The sequence below is a fragment of the Neisseriaceae bacterium CLB008 genome (assembly GCA_041228285.1).
Taxonomy (GTDB): domain Bacteria; phylum Pseudomonadota; class Gammaproteobacteria; order Burkholderiales; family Neisseriaceae; genus JAGNPU01.
The window spans coordinates 2,623,431-2,639,547 of the sequence record CP166133.1 but is presented as its reverse complement, the minus strand read 5'-3'; the positions used below and the strand labels follow the sequence as shown (position 1 = coordinate 2,639,547).

Below are 16,117 nucleotides of genomic sequence, written 5' to 3'. Positions count from 1 at the left end.
CGTGAGATCAGCCGACTAAGGTCGGCTTTTTTATGGCGTTGAGCGGCGCGAGGCGCTGTGGATTGGGCTGTAGGGCTGAATATGATGATTTTGTTTTTTGTGTCAACGCTTTTTCTCGGAAAAAAAGGAATGACTAAAATGTGAGTGATTTTATAATATTTTTTCTAGGGCGGATTCGTCGGTATTTAAATGTGAGGTTTTGGTGATCTGTAGAGTATTCAGTCTAGCACAAGCTATTGTGGCAATATAATTATTGGCGTTTAGTATTTAATCGGATCGAAAAAAAAGAATAATGTTGTTTTTGGGCTAAACCCCTATAAAGATAGGGGTGATTTGTTGAGTTCTGTGCGCAAGTCCATTAAATTCAACATTCAGCTGGGCATCATCTTAAGTGCCTGGCCGATTCACCGTTGTTTTAAGTGATATCCAAAACCTAAAAAAATGATTGAAACGATTGACTACATTGAGGAACGTTTAATGAAGAAACTGCTTATATTGGCGGCGTTGACTGTGCCTGCCACGGCCATGGCCGATGTGACCCTATACGGTATTATGAAGGGGGGCATGAATTACAAACAGACGAAATTGGCTGGTGCGAAAGACGGCTCTACCACCAACGTGCGTGACTATGGTTCGCGCATTGGCTTTAGAGGCAATGAAGACTTGGGCAATGGCTTAAAGGCCATTTGGCAAGTCGAGCAAACTGTCTCTTTGGCCGGTAATACCACCACCGGCTGGTCCAACCGCGAGTCGTTCGTGGGCTTGACTGGCGATTTCGGTACCTTGCGTATCGGTAATCTACGTAACTACTTTGACAGTGACATGCGTCAGACCGATGCATGGGAATACGATGCTGGCCTAGATTGGGCAACCGGCTTGAAAATGTATAACCGCCACACCATGCGTCATGGTTCTGCCATTCGCTACGACTCGCCTAATTTCTCTGGCTTTGAAGCTGCATTACAGTATATTAGTTCTGATAATGAGAATAAGGAAATCGGTGGTTCAAATAGTGGCCTTGATGAAAATGGTAAGCCTTTTACCGACAAAGCCAAATACATCTTGGGCTTGAAATACGCTAATGCGGGTATTTATGCGAAATATGGCTTTATGTTAAATAATCAGGGCTATATGAAAGATGGTGAACGTAAGGCCATGCAGATTCACCGTGTAGAGGCGGGTTATAACGCCAATAATTTAATCGTCAGCTTGGGCTATGAGTATGGTAAAGGCGTGACCCCATTCGGTAAAGCTACTCAGTTAGCTACGGAAGAGGCCTTGCCAGAAGGTAAGGCAGTTGATTCTCATCAAGTCGTGGTGACTAGCTCTTACACCATGGGTAACCTTACCCCGCGCGTTACCTATGCGCACGGCTTTAAAGAGAAAAATGTCAGTACAGGTGATAAATCAGACAACAGCAAATACGATCAAGTGATTGTAGGCGGTGATTACGCTTTATCTAAGCGCACTACGGCCTTGTTGAACGTGGGTTGGATGAAGTTTGGCCCAAGTGAGGCCAAAACCCAACAAACGGCAGTTAACTTGGGCATGCGCCACATGTTCTAAGTTAAGTTCCTGTCTTAAAGCCGACGCAAGTCGGCTTTTTTGCGTTTGGTGGTTGGCTTGTTTGTGGCAGGTTGTGGACGATGTGGAGAGATGAGTGAAGAGGTTTTGCTTGCTCGAATGGTTTTTCTATCTCTTTTTATATGCTTTTGGTATATTTAAGAAGTATTCAGACAAAATAAAGTCGAAGTATGTTTAGGGGCTAAGCAGTAACTTGGGGGCAGTATGGCAATGGTGGATGAAGCAAGCGCTCTGGTGGGCGTATTGAAGTGGCTGCATGAAGAGGCACATCTAAGCTTAGAGCAGGTGGCGGCGGTTAAGGCCTATGCTCAACAGCATGAGGTGACTTTGGCAGAGGGCTGTGTCAAGAGCGGTATGGTGACCGCCGTAGCTTTGGCTAATGGCCTTGAAGCGATGTTTGGTGAGGCTCAGGTTGATTTAAGCCAGACGGCGCTACAGTCTTTACCCTGTACGCTGGTGCCGCTGGCTTTGGCGCGTCAGCATTTGCTGATGCCGCTCAGTATGGCAGATGGTGTGCTGTGCTTGGCCGTGGCCGATCCAGGAGCCCAGCCCATCTGGCAGCGCTGGGCTTTTCAATATCAGGTGCGAGTAAAATTGTACATTGCTTCGGTTGAGGCGCTCCGCCGACTTTTAGATGAATGGCAGGGGCAAGATACAGGGGCTTTGCAGGCCTGGGCCGTGAGCGAAGCCTTGCCGCTATTGAGTACAGACAGCGGGCATGCGGATGGTCCGGTGGCGCAGTTTATTCAGCAAGCGTTTACCCGCGCCATTCAGCTTGAGGCCTCCGACATTCATTTTGAATGCTTCGAGGCCTTGCATCGCGTGCGCATTCGGGTAGATGGACAGTTGCGGCTTTTGGCTAAGTTACCAGCCGCGGCTTGGCCAGCTTTGGTGTCGCGCTTGAAAGTTATGGCTCAGCTAGACATTACCCTTAAGCGCCAGCCGCAAGACGGGCGGTTGAGCTGGCAGGCCAGCGATGGGCGAATGCTGGCGTTTCGGGTCAGTACGGTGCCGACAGTGTTTGGTGAGAAGGTGGCCTTACGGCTGTTGGACATGAGCACGACGCGGTTGACCTTGGCGCAGCTTGGCTTATTGCCGCAGCAGTATACTCAGCTTCAGCAGGCGCTGCTGCAACCGCACGGTTTAATCTTGGTGGCGGGACCGACGGGGGTGGGTAAGACAGTAACGCTGTATGCTTGCCTTCAGGCCTTAAATCAAGAGGAGCTGAATATTGTAACGGTTGAAGACCCTGTAGAGATGCACTTAAGCGGGGTGAATCAGGTCAGTATTCAGGCCAAGCAAGGCTTAACTTTTGCGTCGGTTTTACGGGCACTGTTGCGGCAAGATCCAGATGTGATGATGGTGGGCGAGATTCGTGATTTAGAAACCGCAGACGTGGCCATTAAAGCAGCGCAAACGGGCCATAAAGTTTTTTCAACCGTACACACCTATGATGTGTGTGCGAGCCTGACGCGCCTATTGAATATGGGGGTCAGTGCTTTTAATGTGGCCAGCGCCGTGCATCTGTTGTTGGCCCAGCGTTTAGTGCCTAAGCTATGTGACTGTAAAGAGTTGATCCGAACATCATTTGTATTACGCCGTCAGCTTGGTTTTAGCGAAGAAGAGGCAAGAGGGCAATGGCAAGAATATGGACCAAAGGGATGTGCGCTGTGTCAGGGGCGAGGTTATAAGGGGCGCATCGGTATTTTTGAACTCATGGTTTTAAATGAGGCGATGCAGCAGGCCGTCTTGGCCAACGCCAGCAGCGCTCAATTGGCGCAACACCTTGCTGGTGCGCAGGTGATGCGGTTGGCTGACGCTGGACGACGTAAAGTCATGTTGGGCGAAACCTCTTTGGTGGCACTTTTGTCGGTATTGGGTCATGACGGCGCCTCGGCCTGAGCCACGGCTGTGGGTGTATCGCTATCGGCTGGTGGATTTGAGCCTGCCGCAGCCTGAGCAGCAAGGTTGGGTGGTGGCGACGACGGCGACGGCCGCGCGAGCTTTATTAGCAGGGCCGCAGCGGCAGCTGCTGTGGCTGCGGCGTCGTTGGTGGCCGCTCAGCTGGTCGATGGGGACGGCTGAGGTGTTGCTGTTTAGCCAGCAATTGGCGGCCTTATTAAAGGCCGGTTTGCCGTTGTTACAGGTGTTGGGGCTGTTGGCGGCGTCGCAGCCGGGAGCGCTGATGCGCCAATTATTACAGCAGATTCAGCAAGAAGTGGCACAGGGGCGATCGTTGACGCAGGCGGTGGCGCTGTATCAGCCGCTGTTTGGTGGACTGTATGTGGCCGTATTGGCGGCTGGAGAGCTAAGTGGTCGTTTGGATGAGGCGCTAGAAGACTTGGTACACAGCTTGACCAAACGACAACAGCTACAACGGCAGTTGCGCTTGGCTTTAGCCTATCCAGCCTTGATCCTAAGCCTAGCTGGAGCGTTGGTTTTAGGACTGATTGTGTTTGTGTTACCTTCTTTTGTCACGCTGTATGAGGGTATGGGCGTGGCGCTGCCGCTCATGACGCTGTGGCTGCTGGCGCTGGTGGAGTGGGCCGCGGATTATGCGCTGCTGATTTGGTTAAGCCCTGTTGTGTTGATGGTGGGGTGGCGTCGGCTCTATGCGCGTCATCGAGGTTGGGCGCTGTGGTGGGCGCAGCAAGGCTTGCGACTGCCGTTTCTCGGACCATTACGGCAAAAAATCATTTTAACGCGCTGGGCGCATACGTTTGCCATGCTGCACGCTGCGGGCCTGCCGCTGTTGTCTTTGTTGACCAATGTTGCCCAAGTGAGCCAACACCTGGTGTATGATTTAGCCACTCAGGCCGTACGCCAAAGCGTGTCTGAGGGGCAGAGCCTGTATCAAGCCATGCGCACAACAGAGTGCTTTCCTGAACTATTGTTACAATTGATTTTGGCTGGCGAAGAGGCGGGGGCACTGGATGAGCTCTTGCATCGAGCGGCCGTCTATTATGGCGCAGAGGTGGATCAGTCGATGGCGTTGCTGTCGGTGTGGATTGAGCCTTTATTATTGTTGTGTTTAGGCGTGATCGTTGGTGTGGTGCTGTTGGCACTGTATCTACCGTTATTTAATATTGGGGACGTGATTGGTTAATGGATTAGCGGGTTGGCCTTGGCTGGTGTGGTGGCAAGCTCACCCTGTGCTGTGGTTGACGTGTTCTGTGTGTTTGGGCGCGTTGCTGTCGCCGCTGCTGTGGCGATTGGCACTATGGATGCCGCTCCGATTGCACTATGCCTGGCAAGCGGCAGCGCAGCAAGAGCTGGGTTTAAGGGTTGAGCCACCTCCTAGTTGGGGCAGCTTATGGGCGCAGGCGCAGCCGCGAGAAAAAGGCGTACGGCTAGGGCGCTTATGCCTGGGCCTGTTGAGCGCTACGGCCTTTGGATTAGTGGCGTGGCGCCAGGGCGTCAGTGTACTGGCTGTGTGGGGTTGGGCTTTGAGCCTGTGGTTGCTGCTGTTAGCGACGATTGATGCGCGCACCCATCTGTTGCCTGATGCTTTAACCCTGTCCTTATTGTGGCTGGGTTTAATGGTTCATCTGGTGGCGGGCGATGCGGCGGCCTTGGCCGCCGGCGTATTGGGGGCGATGGTGGGCTATGCTGTGCTGTGGTTAGTGGCGTGGCTGTTCAAGCTTTGTACCGCTCAAGAGGGTATGGGTTATGGTGATTTTAAGCTGTTTGCGGCCTTAGGCGCTTGGCTGGGTTGGACAGCTTTGCCTTGGGTGCTGTTCGTAGCGGCGGGTTTGGGCGTATTATGGGCCTTGGCCAGTGGGCGTTTTGGCCGTAGTGCCATACCGTTTGGCCCAAGCTTGGCCTTGGCTGGCTGGTTGACATGGTTGTGGGGCCCTATTTATTGAATGAAAAGTGAGTGCGTATGCAGCAATCAACTCTTGCGGTTCCCTTAGTTGGTTTGACGGGGGGAATTGGCAGCGGAAAAACTCAGGTGTCTGACGGCTTTGCGGCTTTGGGCGTGCCGGTGATCGATGCCGATGTGGTGTCGCGCTCGCTCACTGAAGACGGTGGTGAAGCCTTACCCTTTATTCACGAGGCGTTTGGTGCGTCGGTTTTTACGCGCCCAGGCGTGTTGGATCGTGCGGCTTTACGCGAGCGGGTGTTTGCTAATGAGCAGGCTAAAATCCAGCTGGAAGCTATTTTGCACCCGCTTATTTTACAAAAAATAGCATTGCAACATGCCTCATTGGTCGCTACATACGCTATACTGTCCGTGCCGCTATTGGTAGAGAAAAAAACCTATTTAAGCTTATGCCAGCGCGTGTTGGTGGTCGATTGTGCCGAAGAAACCCAAATTAAGCGGGTAATGGCGCGCAATGGCTTTAGCCGCGATCAAGTGTTGCGCATTATGGCCCAACAGGCAAGCCGAAGTGAACGTTTGGCTGTGGCCACCGAGGTCATTGAAAATGAATTTGATTTGGCCTATCTCGAGCAAGAAGTGGCGCGACTACACCAGTTTTATTTAACGTTATTTTAAAATCCCGTATCCTGAGGCAGAAAGGCGATCGTCATATGGTTTGTTTTGAGTTTCCGATCATTGAGCGTGTGCGCACCTTTTTGCGTTTGGAGTATCTGTTCGATCGGCTACACAGCGCCATTAATAGCGACGCCGAATGGGCGCATCATACCGCATTACAAACGCTGTTCGAACTGATGGAATGCGCTTCTCGTGCCGAATTGAAATTAGACATGTTGCAGGCGATGGAGCGTGAGCGCCAAATCATGAGTCAGCAGCTGGTCGAAGGCGTCAGTAGCGAGCTGGATTTAGAAGCGACGATTGCCGAGCTGGTTGAAACGTCGGCTGCGCTACAGGAAGTGTATCAAAAATTTGCCCAGCATTTGCGCGAGAATGAATGGCTGATGAACATCAAGCAGCGCATGTCGGTGCCGGGCGGAACCTGTCAGTTTGATCTACCGTCGTATTATTTTTGGCAGCATTTAGCACCCGCCGAGCGGCGTCAAGACTTACTCAGTTGGCAAGCCTCTTTAGTGCCCACAGATAGAGCCGTTAAGGTGTTGTTACGGATTTTACGCAATAAAGGCACCACCACCGACTGCGTGGCCAAACAAGGTAATTACCAACAGTCTGGCGTGGGTAAGGGTGTGCATTTACTGCGGGTGATCATGACGTCAGAGCTAGGCGTAGTGCCTGAGGTATCCGCCAATAAATACTTGACCCACGTGCGTTTTTTAAACGCCACCAAGATGGAAGCGCGTGGCCGTCAGGCCAGTACGGATGTGCCTTTCCAGCTGGTGACCTGTCAATTTTAAGGGATGAGTGAAGTGAGTGAAAAACCATTAATCGTGGCTTGCCCAACCTGTAAAACATCGGTTCAGTGGGGCGAATCAAGCCCTTTTCGGCCGTTTTGTAGCGATCGCTGCCGCCTGATTGATTTAGGTGCTTGGGCCGACGAATCGTATAAGGTTCCCGTCGTCGAAGAAGACCCAATGTCTGGTCTTTTATCTGGACGGCTGCCTTCAGAAGATTGAATTGTTGCTGTTAGAATCAGTTAAAAAAGCTAGGCTTACCACAAGATGCGTAAGCCTTTTTCAGTTATAATGGCCATCATTTGCCGAAACTAAAGAATATTTATGAGCACTGCTAAATACGAACCCAAGAACATCGAACACAAGTGGTATCAGACTTGGTCTGAAGCCGGCTATTTTAAACCCAGCATGGATGAAACGGCCCCGCCGTTTTGCATTCAGCTGCCGCCGCCTAACGTGACCGGCACGCTGCACATGGGCCACGCCTTTAACCAGACCATTATGGATGGCTTAACTCGCTATCACAGAATGAAGGGCTGCAACACCTTGTGGGTACCTGGTACTGATCACGCCGGCATTGCCACCCAAATCGTGGTGGAGCGCCAGTTGAGCGAGCAGGGCATTGACCGCCATGAAATGGGTCGTGAAGCTTTTGTGAAAAAGATCTGGGAGTGGAAAGACATTTCCGGCGGCACCATTACCGAACAAATGCGTCGCGTCGGCTGTTCAGTCGATTGGGAACACGAATACTTCACCATGAGCGAAGACCATTCTAAAGTGGTCTTGGAAGTGTTTGTGCGCTTGTACAATGAAGGTCTGATTTACCGCGGTAAGCGTTTGGTGAACTGGGACCCTGTGTTGGGCACGGCCGTATCGGACTTGGAAGTAGAAAGCACGGAAGAGGATGGCCATATGTGGCACATCCGCTACCCAGTGGTGGGCAGCGACGAATTTGTGGAAATTGCCACGACTCGTCCCGAAACCTTATTGGGCGACGTGGCGGTTGCGGTGAATGCAGAAGACGAACGTTACGCTCACTTGGTGGGTAAAACCTTGGTACTGCCGTTGACTGGTCGTGAAATTCCGGTGATTACCGATGATTACGTAGAGGCAGGCTTTGGTACGGGTTGCGTGAAGATTACCCCTGCGCACGATTTTAATGACTATGAGGTGGGTAAGCGCCACGGCACTGAGCTCATCAATATTTTTGATTTGGAAGCCAAAGTATTGGCTAAAGCCGAAGTGTGTGCCTTTGACGGTAAGGCTTTGGGTTCGATTGATCTGCCAGAAGCCTATGCTGGCTTAGATCGTTTTGCGGCGCGTAAGGCCATTGTGGCCGACCTTAAGGCGCAAGACCTATTGGTTGAGGTGAAAGCACATAAACTCATGTCACCGCGCGGCGACCGTACCGGCACCGTGATTGAGCCCATGTTGACCAACCAGTGGTTTATGGCCATGAGTGAAGTTGCCGAAGGCGATGCAACAGGGCAATCGCTGGTGCAAAAAGCGATGTCGGTGGTTGAGAATGGCGAAGTGCGTTTTATTCCTGAAAACTGGGTGAATACCTACAATCAATGGATGAATAATATTCAAGATTGGTGTATTTCTCGCCAGCTGTGGTGGGGCCATCAAATCCCTGCTTGGTACGATGAAGAAGGCAAAATCTATGTGGCTAAAACCGCCGCTGAAGCCCAGGCCTTGGCCGGTGAAGGCGTGGTTCTGCGTCAAGAAGAAGACGTTTTGGACACTTGGTTTAGCTCGGCTATGGTGCCGTTCTCTAGCCTAGGCTGGCCAGAAGAATCACCAGAGCTGCGCGCATTCTTGCCGTCTAATGTGTTGGTGACGGGTTACGAAATCATTTTCTTCTGGGTAGCCCGAATGATCATGATGACCAAACACTTTACCGGCAAAGTGCCGTTTACCGACGTGTACATTCACGGCATGGTGCGCGACCACGAAGGCAAGAAAATGTCTAAGTCTGAGGGCAATGTGATCGACCCCGTTGACTTGATTGATGGCGTGGCCTTGCCTGATCTACTGGTAAAACGCACCACTGGCCTACGCCGCCCAGAGCACGCGCCAGCCATCGTGAAGCAGACGGAAAAGCAATTCCCTGAAGGCATTCCTGCTTACGGTACGGATGCGCTACGCTTTACCATGGCCAGCTACGCCAGCCTTGGCCGCTCTGTTAACTTTGACTTTAAACGTTGTGAAGGCTACCGCAATTTCTGTAATAAGTTGTGGAATGCGACCCGTTTTGTGATGATGAACGTCGAAGACAAAGACTGTGGCCATCAGGATGCTGAGCGTCAATACAGCTTTGTGGATCAGTGGATTCTAAATAGCTTACAAAACACGGTGGCCCAAGTGACCGAAGCGATGGAGACCTATCGCTTTGACTTGGCGGCTCAGGCGATTTATGAGTTTGCCTGGAATGAATACTGCGACTGGTATGTTGAACTGGCTAAGGTACAGCTGCAAAGCGGCGATGAGGCGGCGGCACGCGCCACCCGCCATACTTTGCTGCACGTACTGGAAACCATTTTACGCCTGACCCATCCGATCATGCCGTTCATTACCGAAGAGCTATGGCAAACCGTGGCGCCTGCAGCTGAGGCGAAAGTGACCGACAGCGTGATGATGGCACCTTGGCCAGTAGTGGAGCCAGGCTTTATGTTCCCTGAGAGCATGGCGCAAATGACTTTGTTTAAAGATCTTGTGGGCTCGGTGCGTAACCTACGCGGTGAAATGGGTTTAGGCCCTGCGGTTAAAGCGCCGTTGTTCATTGAAGGTGGGCAAGAATTCAGCAGTATGCTGCCTTACTTGGCGTTATTGGCTCGCTTAACCGAAGCGACCTTAGTGAGCACTTTGCCAGAAGATGACGCCCCTGTGGCGGTGTGTTCGGGCGCGCGCATGATGCTGAAGGTGGAAATCGATAAGGCCGCGGAAACGGCGCGTTTGGGCCGTGAAGAAGCCAAATTGGTGAAAGAGCTTGAGAAGTTGCAGGCGAAGTTGGGCAAACCTGGCTACACCGATAAGGCACCGGCACATTTGGTGGCGAAAGACCGCGAACAGTTGGCTGAAATCGAAGACAAGCTCAGCAAAATTCATGCCCAATTGGCGAAATTAAAATAAGTATTTAGATTCAGTGATGAAAAGCCACCTTTAGGTGGCTTTTTTTGGTTTGGGTAATCGATTCGGTTTGAACCGGCAGACGCTTTGGCAACGGTGGGTAGGCTACGCTGTATCCACACTACGGCGCTGTACATGCAAAAAAGCCCACTGAAGTGGGCTTTAAATCAATCATAAGGCTTAAATTAAGCGCCGTATACCGGTAGTTTTTTGCACAAGGCTTGAACCTCAGCCGCTACGCGATCGATGGTGGCTTGGTCTTCTGGGTTTTCCAAAACGTCGGCAATTAAATGAGCCAATTGACGGGTTTCTTCTTCCTTGAAGCCACGAGTCGTGATCGCAGGGGTGCCCAAGCGAACGCCAGAAGTCACGAATGGTTTTTCTGGGTCGTTAGGGATGGCGTTTTTGTTCACGGTGATGTGGGCTTTACCCAATACTTCTTCCGCTAGCTTGCCGGTGATTTTCTTAGGCTGTAAGTCAACCAACATCAAGTGGCTGTCGGTACGGCCAGAAATGATGCGTAGGCCCCGTTCGATTAAGGTGTCGGCCAATACTTGGGCGTTTTTCTTAACCTGTTTAGCGTAGGCTTTAAAGTCGTCAGAAGCGGCTTCTTTGAACGCAACGGCTTTAGCGGCAATCACGTGCATCAATGGGCCACCTTGTAGCGATGGGAAGATCGCAGAGTTCAAGGCTTTTGCGTGCTCTTCTGAGCGCGTCAAGATGATGCCACCACGAGGGCCACGTAGGGTTTTGTGGGTGGTGCTGGTCACAAAGTCTGCAAACGGCACTGGGTTCGGGTATTCGCCTGCGGCGATTAGGCCAGCATAGTGAGCCATGTCTACGAATAGGTAGGCACCTACTTTGTCTGCGATTTCACGGAAGCGAGCCCAGTCAATCACCAAAGAGTAGGCAGAAGCACCGGCCACAATCATTTTAGGCTTGTGTTCTAGGGCTAGTTTTTCCACTTCGTCGTAGTTCAATACTTCGTTTTCGTCTAGGCCGTAGGTGATGGCGTTGTATAGCTTGCCAGAAATGTTTACTGACGCACCGTGGGTCAAGTGACCACCGTGGGCCAAGCTCATGCCTAAGATGGTGTCGCCTGGTTTCAATACTGAAGCGTAGACGGCTTGGTTGGCTTGTGAGCCAGAATGAGGCTGTACGTTGGCGTAAGCGGCGCCAAATAGGTCTTTCAAACGGTCAATGGCCAATTGTTCGGCCACGTCAACATACTCACAACCACCGTAGTAGCGTTTGCCAGGGTAGCCCTCAGCATATTTATTGGTTAGGTATGAGCCTTGAGCTTCCATAACCGCATAGCTGACATAGTTTTCAGAAGCGATTAGTTCAACGTGGTCTTCTTGGCGGACTTTTTCTTGCGCCATGGCTTGGGCTAATTCAGGATCAAACGCGTCTATCGTTACTTGTTTCGAAAACATAAAGATTCCTTTGCTGATGGATCAATTGGCAAACGGCCATTGTTTGGCCTGTGTTGTGGGCTTCTATTCTAGCCTATATTGTCCTTTTTTTGGGGGGAATATAGGCAGGTTTTATGCTTATGGTGCTAACTGCTTATTTTGGATAAGAGACAGCAGTTGCTGGCAGCCATCTAAAATAATTTGATAGGTTTCATCAAAATCATGGGTAAACCAAGGGTCGGGTACGCCGGGAACAGAAAAGCGCTGGCATAGGTCGGTTAACTTGATGATTTTATGGTCGTTGCCAAAGCAAGCCACAGTGTCGATGGCATTTTGGTCGTCCATGACCACAATGTAGTCAAACGTTTGCTGATCTTGTGGCAGCAGTTTACGGCTTTTAAATTCAGATAGATTGATGCCGTGTTGTTTGAGCTGCGCGCGGGTGCCCAAATGTTCTGGCTCTCCGTCGTGCCAGCCAGAGGTGCCGGCACTGTCTACGCTGATATGGGCGCTTAAGCCAGCTGCATCGATCAGCTGGCGCATTACGCCCTCGGCCATAGGCGAGCGACAAATATTGCCCAGACAAACAAATAAAATGGCGCTTGATTGTGGCGTCATGACAAGCGTTTTTCTTGGGTCAATGGGTTCACGCTGGTTAGTTTTAATGCGCCCTCATAAGTTGGTAGTGCTGCATCAAGGGGGACGATGTCTTGGCACAGGCGCACGTGTTCCACCTGGCATTCTACTAATAGTTCTAAGAAGTTTTGTAAGATTAATTCCATATTGTCTAGCGGCGACAGCGGCCAAGCAAAAACCTGTTCGGGGAGACCATAAGTGCTTTCGGTGGCGTTAAACGTGAACATGAGGTTGCCGCCTTCTTGTGGGGCAATGACCACGCCGACACGACCACTTTGTAAACGTACGGCCCGAATGGCGTTGCCCGCAAAAACGTCTAAGGCCATTTGCAGGCGCATTTTGCCGCCTTCAACCATGGCGTTAAAAATAGGGTACGGCGGTAAAGGGTTCGCAAAAATGGTACAGCCGGCCTGTTTGAAGTGTTCGTTGAATACTTGCATTAAAGGAAGGGCCGCTTGGCGCAGAGCGCTGCCTAATGGCAACGCGTTGGCGTCGGTGGTATAGCCCAGGGCGTATACGACCTCAACCGATTGGCCTTGAGGTGCATAGAGTACGCTTGCTGGTAGGGCATCAAGTAAGCTTTTGGCGGCGCTGGCATCTGCTTTAGCTTGATACCATTGACTGGCTTTAATGGCCGATAGGCTGGTAGCCGACAGTAATTCAGGGTGCCAATGGATGGCGTCGGTGTGGGCTGTGATGCCGTGGCTCTTGAAACATTCGTTTATGGCCTCAACTGGTGTTTGTGGGTTGAGGTTAGCCTCTTGTTGAGTGCCTGCTACCACGATGATGGGTAGGGCGAACCATTGAACTTGTTGCTCGCTTTGGGGGACTAAGCTTTTATTCAGTGCTTGCCAGATGGTTTGGTAAGTGGCTTGATTCGGCACCATAGACAGAGCAACGGATAGGCCCAAGAAATGATCTTCCGACAGCATGCGGTTAATGGCTGCTTGCAGTTCCGAGGTGCTGAGGCTTTTGTCAGCTGCGCTTGTGGCGTTCAACATCATGCTGGCGTGGCGTAAGAGCTCATTGCCAGGAGGCGTTGCTGGGTATTGTCGAGGGTCTGTGATGTGCTGGGTTAACGATGTAAACATGAATCAATCCGCCGAATAAAAGAGTGAATGAGAAATAAGCCCAATTATCGCATAAAAAAAGGGGGCTGGTTTTTCGGTTTAAATATAAAAATGTTCATATGTGTTGGCATTTTTAGGGTTTCTGCGTTCGAAATAATTCAAAATCGAATAAATGTGGGTTTTTTTTCGGTGTTTTTAAAAATAAAATCAAAAAAAGCTTGCAATATGTTCGTTTATGGAAGATAATGATCTTCATCAGGTGGCTCTAGTCCACTTGATAGTTTCTCCTCTATTTCTCCTTTGTAGACTTGGCGCATATCCGATTGGATGTGCGCATTTTTTTTGCCTGTTAAGCCCATCGTTAAACCATTTCATGACCTATTTAGACCAAACCTACCTTCGATGCTGCACCAATAGAAGGCTTTGGGGTTGAAAATACACAGCGCTGGTTGGCGTTATTCAATGTTATGGCCAGGGTTTTCTCTGTAAGAGGTGGTGAAGCAGGTGTGGTTTTTATTGTCCATTTTTCTGTTGGCCGAGGTTTTGTTTTAAGTGGTTGATAAATAATAAATTATTTTTTATCGGCGGTGGTTTTTGACAAAGCCTTTCATTTTGCTGCTCGAAATTGTTCGGATTTATGTTTAATTCTGTAATAAATCGAAAATTTCATTGACGACTGAAATCTAAATGGGCATAATAGGCACTGTTGAGGGGTTGCAATGACTCCTTAACAAGTTTCTCCTCTATTTCTCCTTTGTAGACTTGGCGCATATCCTTTTGGATGTGCGCGTTTTTTTTGCCTAAAGCACGTGGCCAGTGGCAGTGTTGTTTTTTGTGTCTTGGCGCTATTTCTATATAACCTATTGAAATAACTTAATTACCAATTTCTCTTAATGATTCTATTCTTATTTACCTTTTTTTGTGTTGTATAAAAGAGACTATTTCTGGCTTGTGTTGTATTTGTGCACGATGCTTTCTTTGTTTATTTAACTTATTGTTTTGTATGTATTTTTATGAAATGCTGCGTTGCACTGTCCTATTTTGAACCTTGTTTTGGCCTAAAATGTTCGGAATTTTCGCTTAATTGTCACCTGTTCCGAAAATTTCATTGACGACTGAAATCTAAATAGGCATAATGGGAACCGTTGAGAGGTTGCAATGACTTCTTAACAGTTTCTCCTCTATTTCTCCTTTGTAGACTTGGCGCATATCCGATTGGATGTGCGCATTTTTTTTGCCTGCCGTTTGGGTGGGCTTCTCTCGAGCAGGGGCGTGGGCATGGGGCCAGGCTTATGCTAATCTGCAGTTTTGTGATCCCTGCGGTCTTTCAAGGAATGCTGATGCGTGTTGCCGTGCGAATAATGTGCCAAGTATTGTTGGTGCTAAGTGCGCTGTGGGGTGTGGGCGTGCTGTGGTATCAAGTGCCATCATGGTGGTTGCGGTTGCGGTTGCGGTTGCCGTTGCTGCTGGCGTGGCTGGGTTTGGCTGTTTGGGCGCTGAGTGATTGGCTAAGCATGCGTTGGCGCGCCTACCTTGTGGGTCTGGCTGGTCTGCTGCTGTTTTGGTTTACTTTGCAGCCTTCGCATGATCGGCAGTGGGCTGACGACGTAGCCAATCTACTGAGTGCGCGTATCGAGGGGGATGTAGCGACCTTAAGTAATGTGCGCAATTTTGAATGGCACAGCACGACTGATTACACGCCGCGTTGGGAGACGCATCAATATCAGATCAGCCAAATTGAATCGGCCGACCTGATATTGTCGTATTGGATGGGGCCTGCCATTGCCCATACGCTGATTTCGTTTGCGTTTACCGATGGGCGCCGTTTGGTTTTTTCGTTTGAGATTCGTAAAGAGGCCGATGAGCAGTTTTCGGCTTTGGGTGGCTTTTTTAAACAATTTGAAGTGGTGGTTGTGGCGGCGACTGAGGCGGACATTGTACGTACCCGAACCAATGCACGGGGCGAAGAGGTTTACGTTTATCGCTTAAATGTGCCGCCGCAGGATTTACAAGAGTTGTTTAAAGAATATGTGGCGATTGCTGCCGACATCGAGGCGCGGCCTCGTTATTACCATACTTTAACCAGTAATTGCACCACCATCATTTATGATTTGGCCCAGAAAATCGTAGCGCTGCCGCTGGATTACCGCCTACTGCTGTCCGGTTATTTTGCAGAGTATACTTATGATTTGGGCGGTTTGGTGCCGGGCTATGACTACCGGACGCTGCAAGGCTTGGGCCACATTAATGAGCGGGCGCTACAGCATGATTTAACGCCTGAGCTGTCTTTTTCTGAGGTGATCCGACTAGGCATACCTATTTTGCCGAAGGCGAACGGCCCGACTGCTCTAAATTAAGGGTCATGGATTCTTTGACTTCTTCCATTACCACATAGCTACGGCTTTCACGTGCCGCCGGTAGCTGTAGCAAAATGGCGCCGAGCATATTGCGGTATTCCGACATATCGTTGAGGCGCGCTTTGATTAGGTAATCGTATTCGCCAGAAACCAAATGGCACTCTAAGATTTCCGGTACCTTGATCACGGCCCGACGGAACTCATCAAAAATATCCCCAGATTTAGACGCCAGTTTGATTTCCACAAATACCAGTAGGTCTTGGCCGATGGCTTGAGGATTGATGCGGGTGAAATAGCCTTCAATCACGCCTTCACGCTCCATTTTTTTGACGCGTTCGGTAATGGGCGTGGTGGAGAGACCGACATGTTCTGCCAATTCCGTCATGGAAATTCGGGCATTGTGTTGCAGGATATTCAGAATACGGCGATCAATCTTGTCCATTTAGATAATGTCTTTCACTGAATTTAATTCATTTAAAGGATAAAACCCCTTTTAGAATAGCAATTTTTGGGTGAAAAAACCAGTGTAAAACGTTTAAACTTTGCCTATTCACTGTATGGGGTATTTACCCTAAAAAACAGACCATTATTTAGATTCGGTGCGGGCGTAAAGACAAGCGGGCAAGACCATGAC

General features: G+C 50.0%; 13 protein-coding genes. 9 read left to right on the top strand and 4 right to left on the bottom strand.

All coding sequences use genetic code 11. The features are described from left to right. Positions 1-477 precede the first annotated feature (477 nt). From AB8Q18_12220 to AB8Q18_12185, 8 genes are all read left to right on the top strand, one after another. On the top strand, positions 478-1,566 hold the full coding sequence (locus tag AB8Q18_12220; GenBank protein XDZ50937.1) for a porin: 1,089 nt from the start codon (positions 478-480) through the stop codon (positions 1,564-1,566). Between the two features lie 222 nt (positions 1,567-1,788). Further along, positions 1,789-3,486 (top strand): GspE/PulE family protein, encoded by a 1,698-nt coding sequence (locus tag AB8Q18_12215; GenBank protein XDZ50936.1) that lies wholly within the window; start codon positions 1,789-1,791, stop codon positions 3,484-3,486. Next, positions 3,467-4,690, top strand: coding sequence for a type II secretion system F family protein (locus AB8Q18_12210; protein ID XDZ50935.1), 1,224 nt, complete (start codon positions 3,467-3,469; stop codon positions 4,688-4,690). The genes AB8Q18_12215 and AB8Q18_12210 overlap by 20 nt, the downstream gene beginning before the upstream one ends. Next, the gene (locus AB8Q18_12205; protein XDZ50934.1) at positions 4,683-5,450 is read left to right on the top strand and encodes an A24 family peptidase; all 768 of its coding nucleotides are present in this window, start codon (positions 4,683-4,685) and stop codon (positions 5,448-5,450) included. The genes AB8Q18_12210 and AB8Q18_12205 overlap by 8 nt, the downstream gene beginning before the upstream one ends. A 17-nt stretch (positions 5,451-5,467) precedes the next feature. Further along, complete coding sequence (gene coaE / locus AB8Q18_12200) at positions 5,468-6,082, top strand: dephospho-CoA kinase (GenBank protein ID XDZ50933.1); 615 nt, start codon at positions 5,468-5,470, stop codon at positions 6,080-6,082. 35 nt (positions 6,083-6,117) lie between these two features. Next, positions 6,118-6,876 (top strand): cell division protein ZapD, encoded by a 759-nt coding sequence (gene zapD, locus AB8Q18_12195; GenBank protein ID XDZ50932.1) that lies wholly within the window; start codon positions 6,118-6,120, stop codon positions 6,874-6,876. 3 nt (positions 6,877-6,879) lie between these two features. Next, entirely contained in the window at positions 6,880-7,095 is a 216-nt protein-coding gene (yacG, locus tag AB8Q18_12190; GenBank protein ID XDZ50931.1) for a DNA gyrase inhibitor YacG, read from the top strand. Positions 7,096-7,197: 102 nt separating this feature from the next. After that, positions 7,198-10,008 carry a valine--tRNA ligase gene (locus tag AB8Q18_12185; protein XDZ50930.1) on the top strand — a complete coding sequence of 937 codons (2,811 nt, stop codon included), beginning with the start codon at positions 7,198-7,200 and terminating at the stop codon, positions 10,006-10,008. Between the two features lie 182 nt (positions 10,009-10,190). Here AB8Q18_12185 and glyA read toward each other — a convergent pair whose 3' ends face one another. The 3 genes from glyA to AB8Q18_12170 all read right to left on the bottom strand — a co-directional run bounded on the left by glyA (position 10,191) and on the right by AB8Q18_12170 (position 13,147). Continuing rightward, positions 10,191-11,441, bottom strand: a complete 1,251-nt coding sequence (glyA, locus tag AB8Q18_12180; protein XDZ50929.1) for a serine hydroxymethyltransferase — start codon at positions 11,439-11,441, stop codon at positions 10,191-10,193. A 117-nt stretch (positions 11,442-11,558) separates the two neighbouring features. Further along, entirely contained in the window at positions 11,559-12,038 is a 480-nt protein-coding gene (locus tag AB8Q18_12175) for a low molecular weight protein-tyrosine-phosphatase (GenBank protein ID XDZ50928.1), read from the bottom strand. Beyond that, positions 12,035-13,147, bottom strand: coding sequence for a conjugal transfer protein (locus AB8Q18_12170; protein ID XDZ50927.1), 1,113 nt, complete (start codon positions 13,145-13,147; stop codon positions 12,035-12,037). The genes AB8Q18_12175 and AB8Q18_12170 overlap by 4 nt, the downstream gene beginning before the upstream one ends. Before the next feature lie 1,319 nt (positions 13,148-14,466). Between AB8Q18_12170 and AB8Q18_12165 the strand changes: the two genes are divergently transcribed. Further along, on the top strand, positions 14,467-15,483 hold the full coding sequence (locus AB8Q18_12165) for a DUF4105 domain-containing protein (GenBank protein ID XDZ50926.1): 1,017 nt from the start codon (positions 14,467-14,469) through the stop codon (positions 15,481-15,483). Here AB8Q18_12165 and AB8Q18_12160 read toward each other — a convergent pair. Further along, a complete protein-coding gene (locus AB8Q18_12160) occupies positions 15,443-15,925 on the bottom strand; it encodes a winged helix-turn-helix transcriptional regulator (GenBank protein ID XDZ50925.1) in 483 nt (160 codons plus the stop codon). The two genes, AB8Q18_12165 and AB8Q18_12160, sit on opposite strands and share 41 nt — an antisense overlap. Between the last annotated feature and the right edge of the window lie 192 nt (positions 15,926-16,117).

What these genes read in the sequence shown, in the direction of transcription:
- AB8Q18_12220 (XDZ50937.1), top strand. Translation starts at nt 478, where the DNA reads ATGAAGAAACTGCTTATATTGGCGGCGTTGACTGTGCCTGCCACGGCC.
- AB8Q18_12215 (XDZ50936.1), top strand. Translation starts at nt 1,789, where the DNA reads ATGGCAATGGTGGATGAAGCAAGCGCTCTGGTGGGCGTATTGAAGTGG.
- AB8Q18_12210 (XDZ50935.1), top strand. Translation starts at nt 3,467, where the DNA reads ATGACGGCGCCTCGGCCTGAGCCACGGCTGTGGGTGTATCGCTATCGG.
- coaE (XDZ50933.1), top strand. Translation starts at nt 5,468, where the DNA reads ATGCAGCAATCAACTCTTGCGGTTCCCTTAGTTGGTTTGACGGGGGGA.
- zapD (XDZ50932.1), top strand. Translation starts at nt 6,118, where the DNA reads ATGGTTTGTTTTGAGTTTCCGATCATTGAGCGTGTGCGCACCTTTTTG.
- yacG (XDZ50931.1), top strand. Translation starts at nt 6,880, where the DNA reads ATGAGTGAAGTGAGTGAAAAACCATTAATCGTGGCTTGCCCAACCTGT.
- AB8Q18_12185 (XDZ50930.1), top strand. Translation starts at nt 7,198, where the DNA reads ATGAGCACTGCTAAATACGAACCCAAGAACATCGAACACAAGTGGTAT.
- glyA (XDZ50929.1), bottom strand. Translation starts at nt 11,441, where the DNA reads ATGTTTTCGAAACAAGTAACGATAGACGCGTTTGATCCTGAATTAGCC.
- AB8Q18_12175 (XDZ50928.1), bottom strand. Translation starts at nt 12,038, where the DNA reads ATGACGCCACAATCAAGCGCCATTTTATTTGTTTGTCTGGGCAATATT.
- AB8Q18_12170 (XDZ50927.1), bottom strand. Translation starts at nt 13,147, where the DNA reads ATGTTTACATCGTTAACCCAGCACATCACAGACCCTCGACAATACCCA.
- AB8Q18_12165 (XDZ50926.1), top strand. Translation starts at nt 14,467, where the DNA reads ATGCGTGTTGCCGTGCGAATAATGTGCCAAGTATTGTTGGTGCTAAGT.
- AB8Q18_12160 (XDZ50925.1), bottom strand. Translation starts at nt 15,925, where the DNA reads ATGGACAAGATTGATCGCCGTATTCTGAATATCCTGCAACACAATGCC.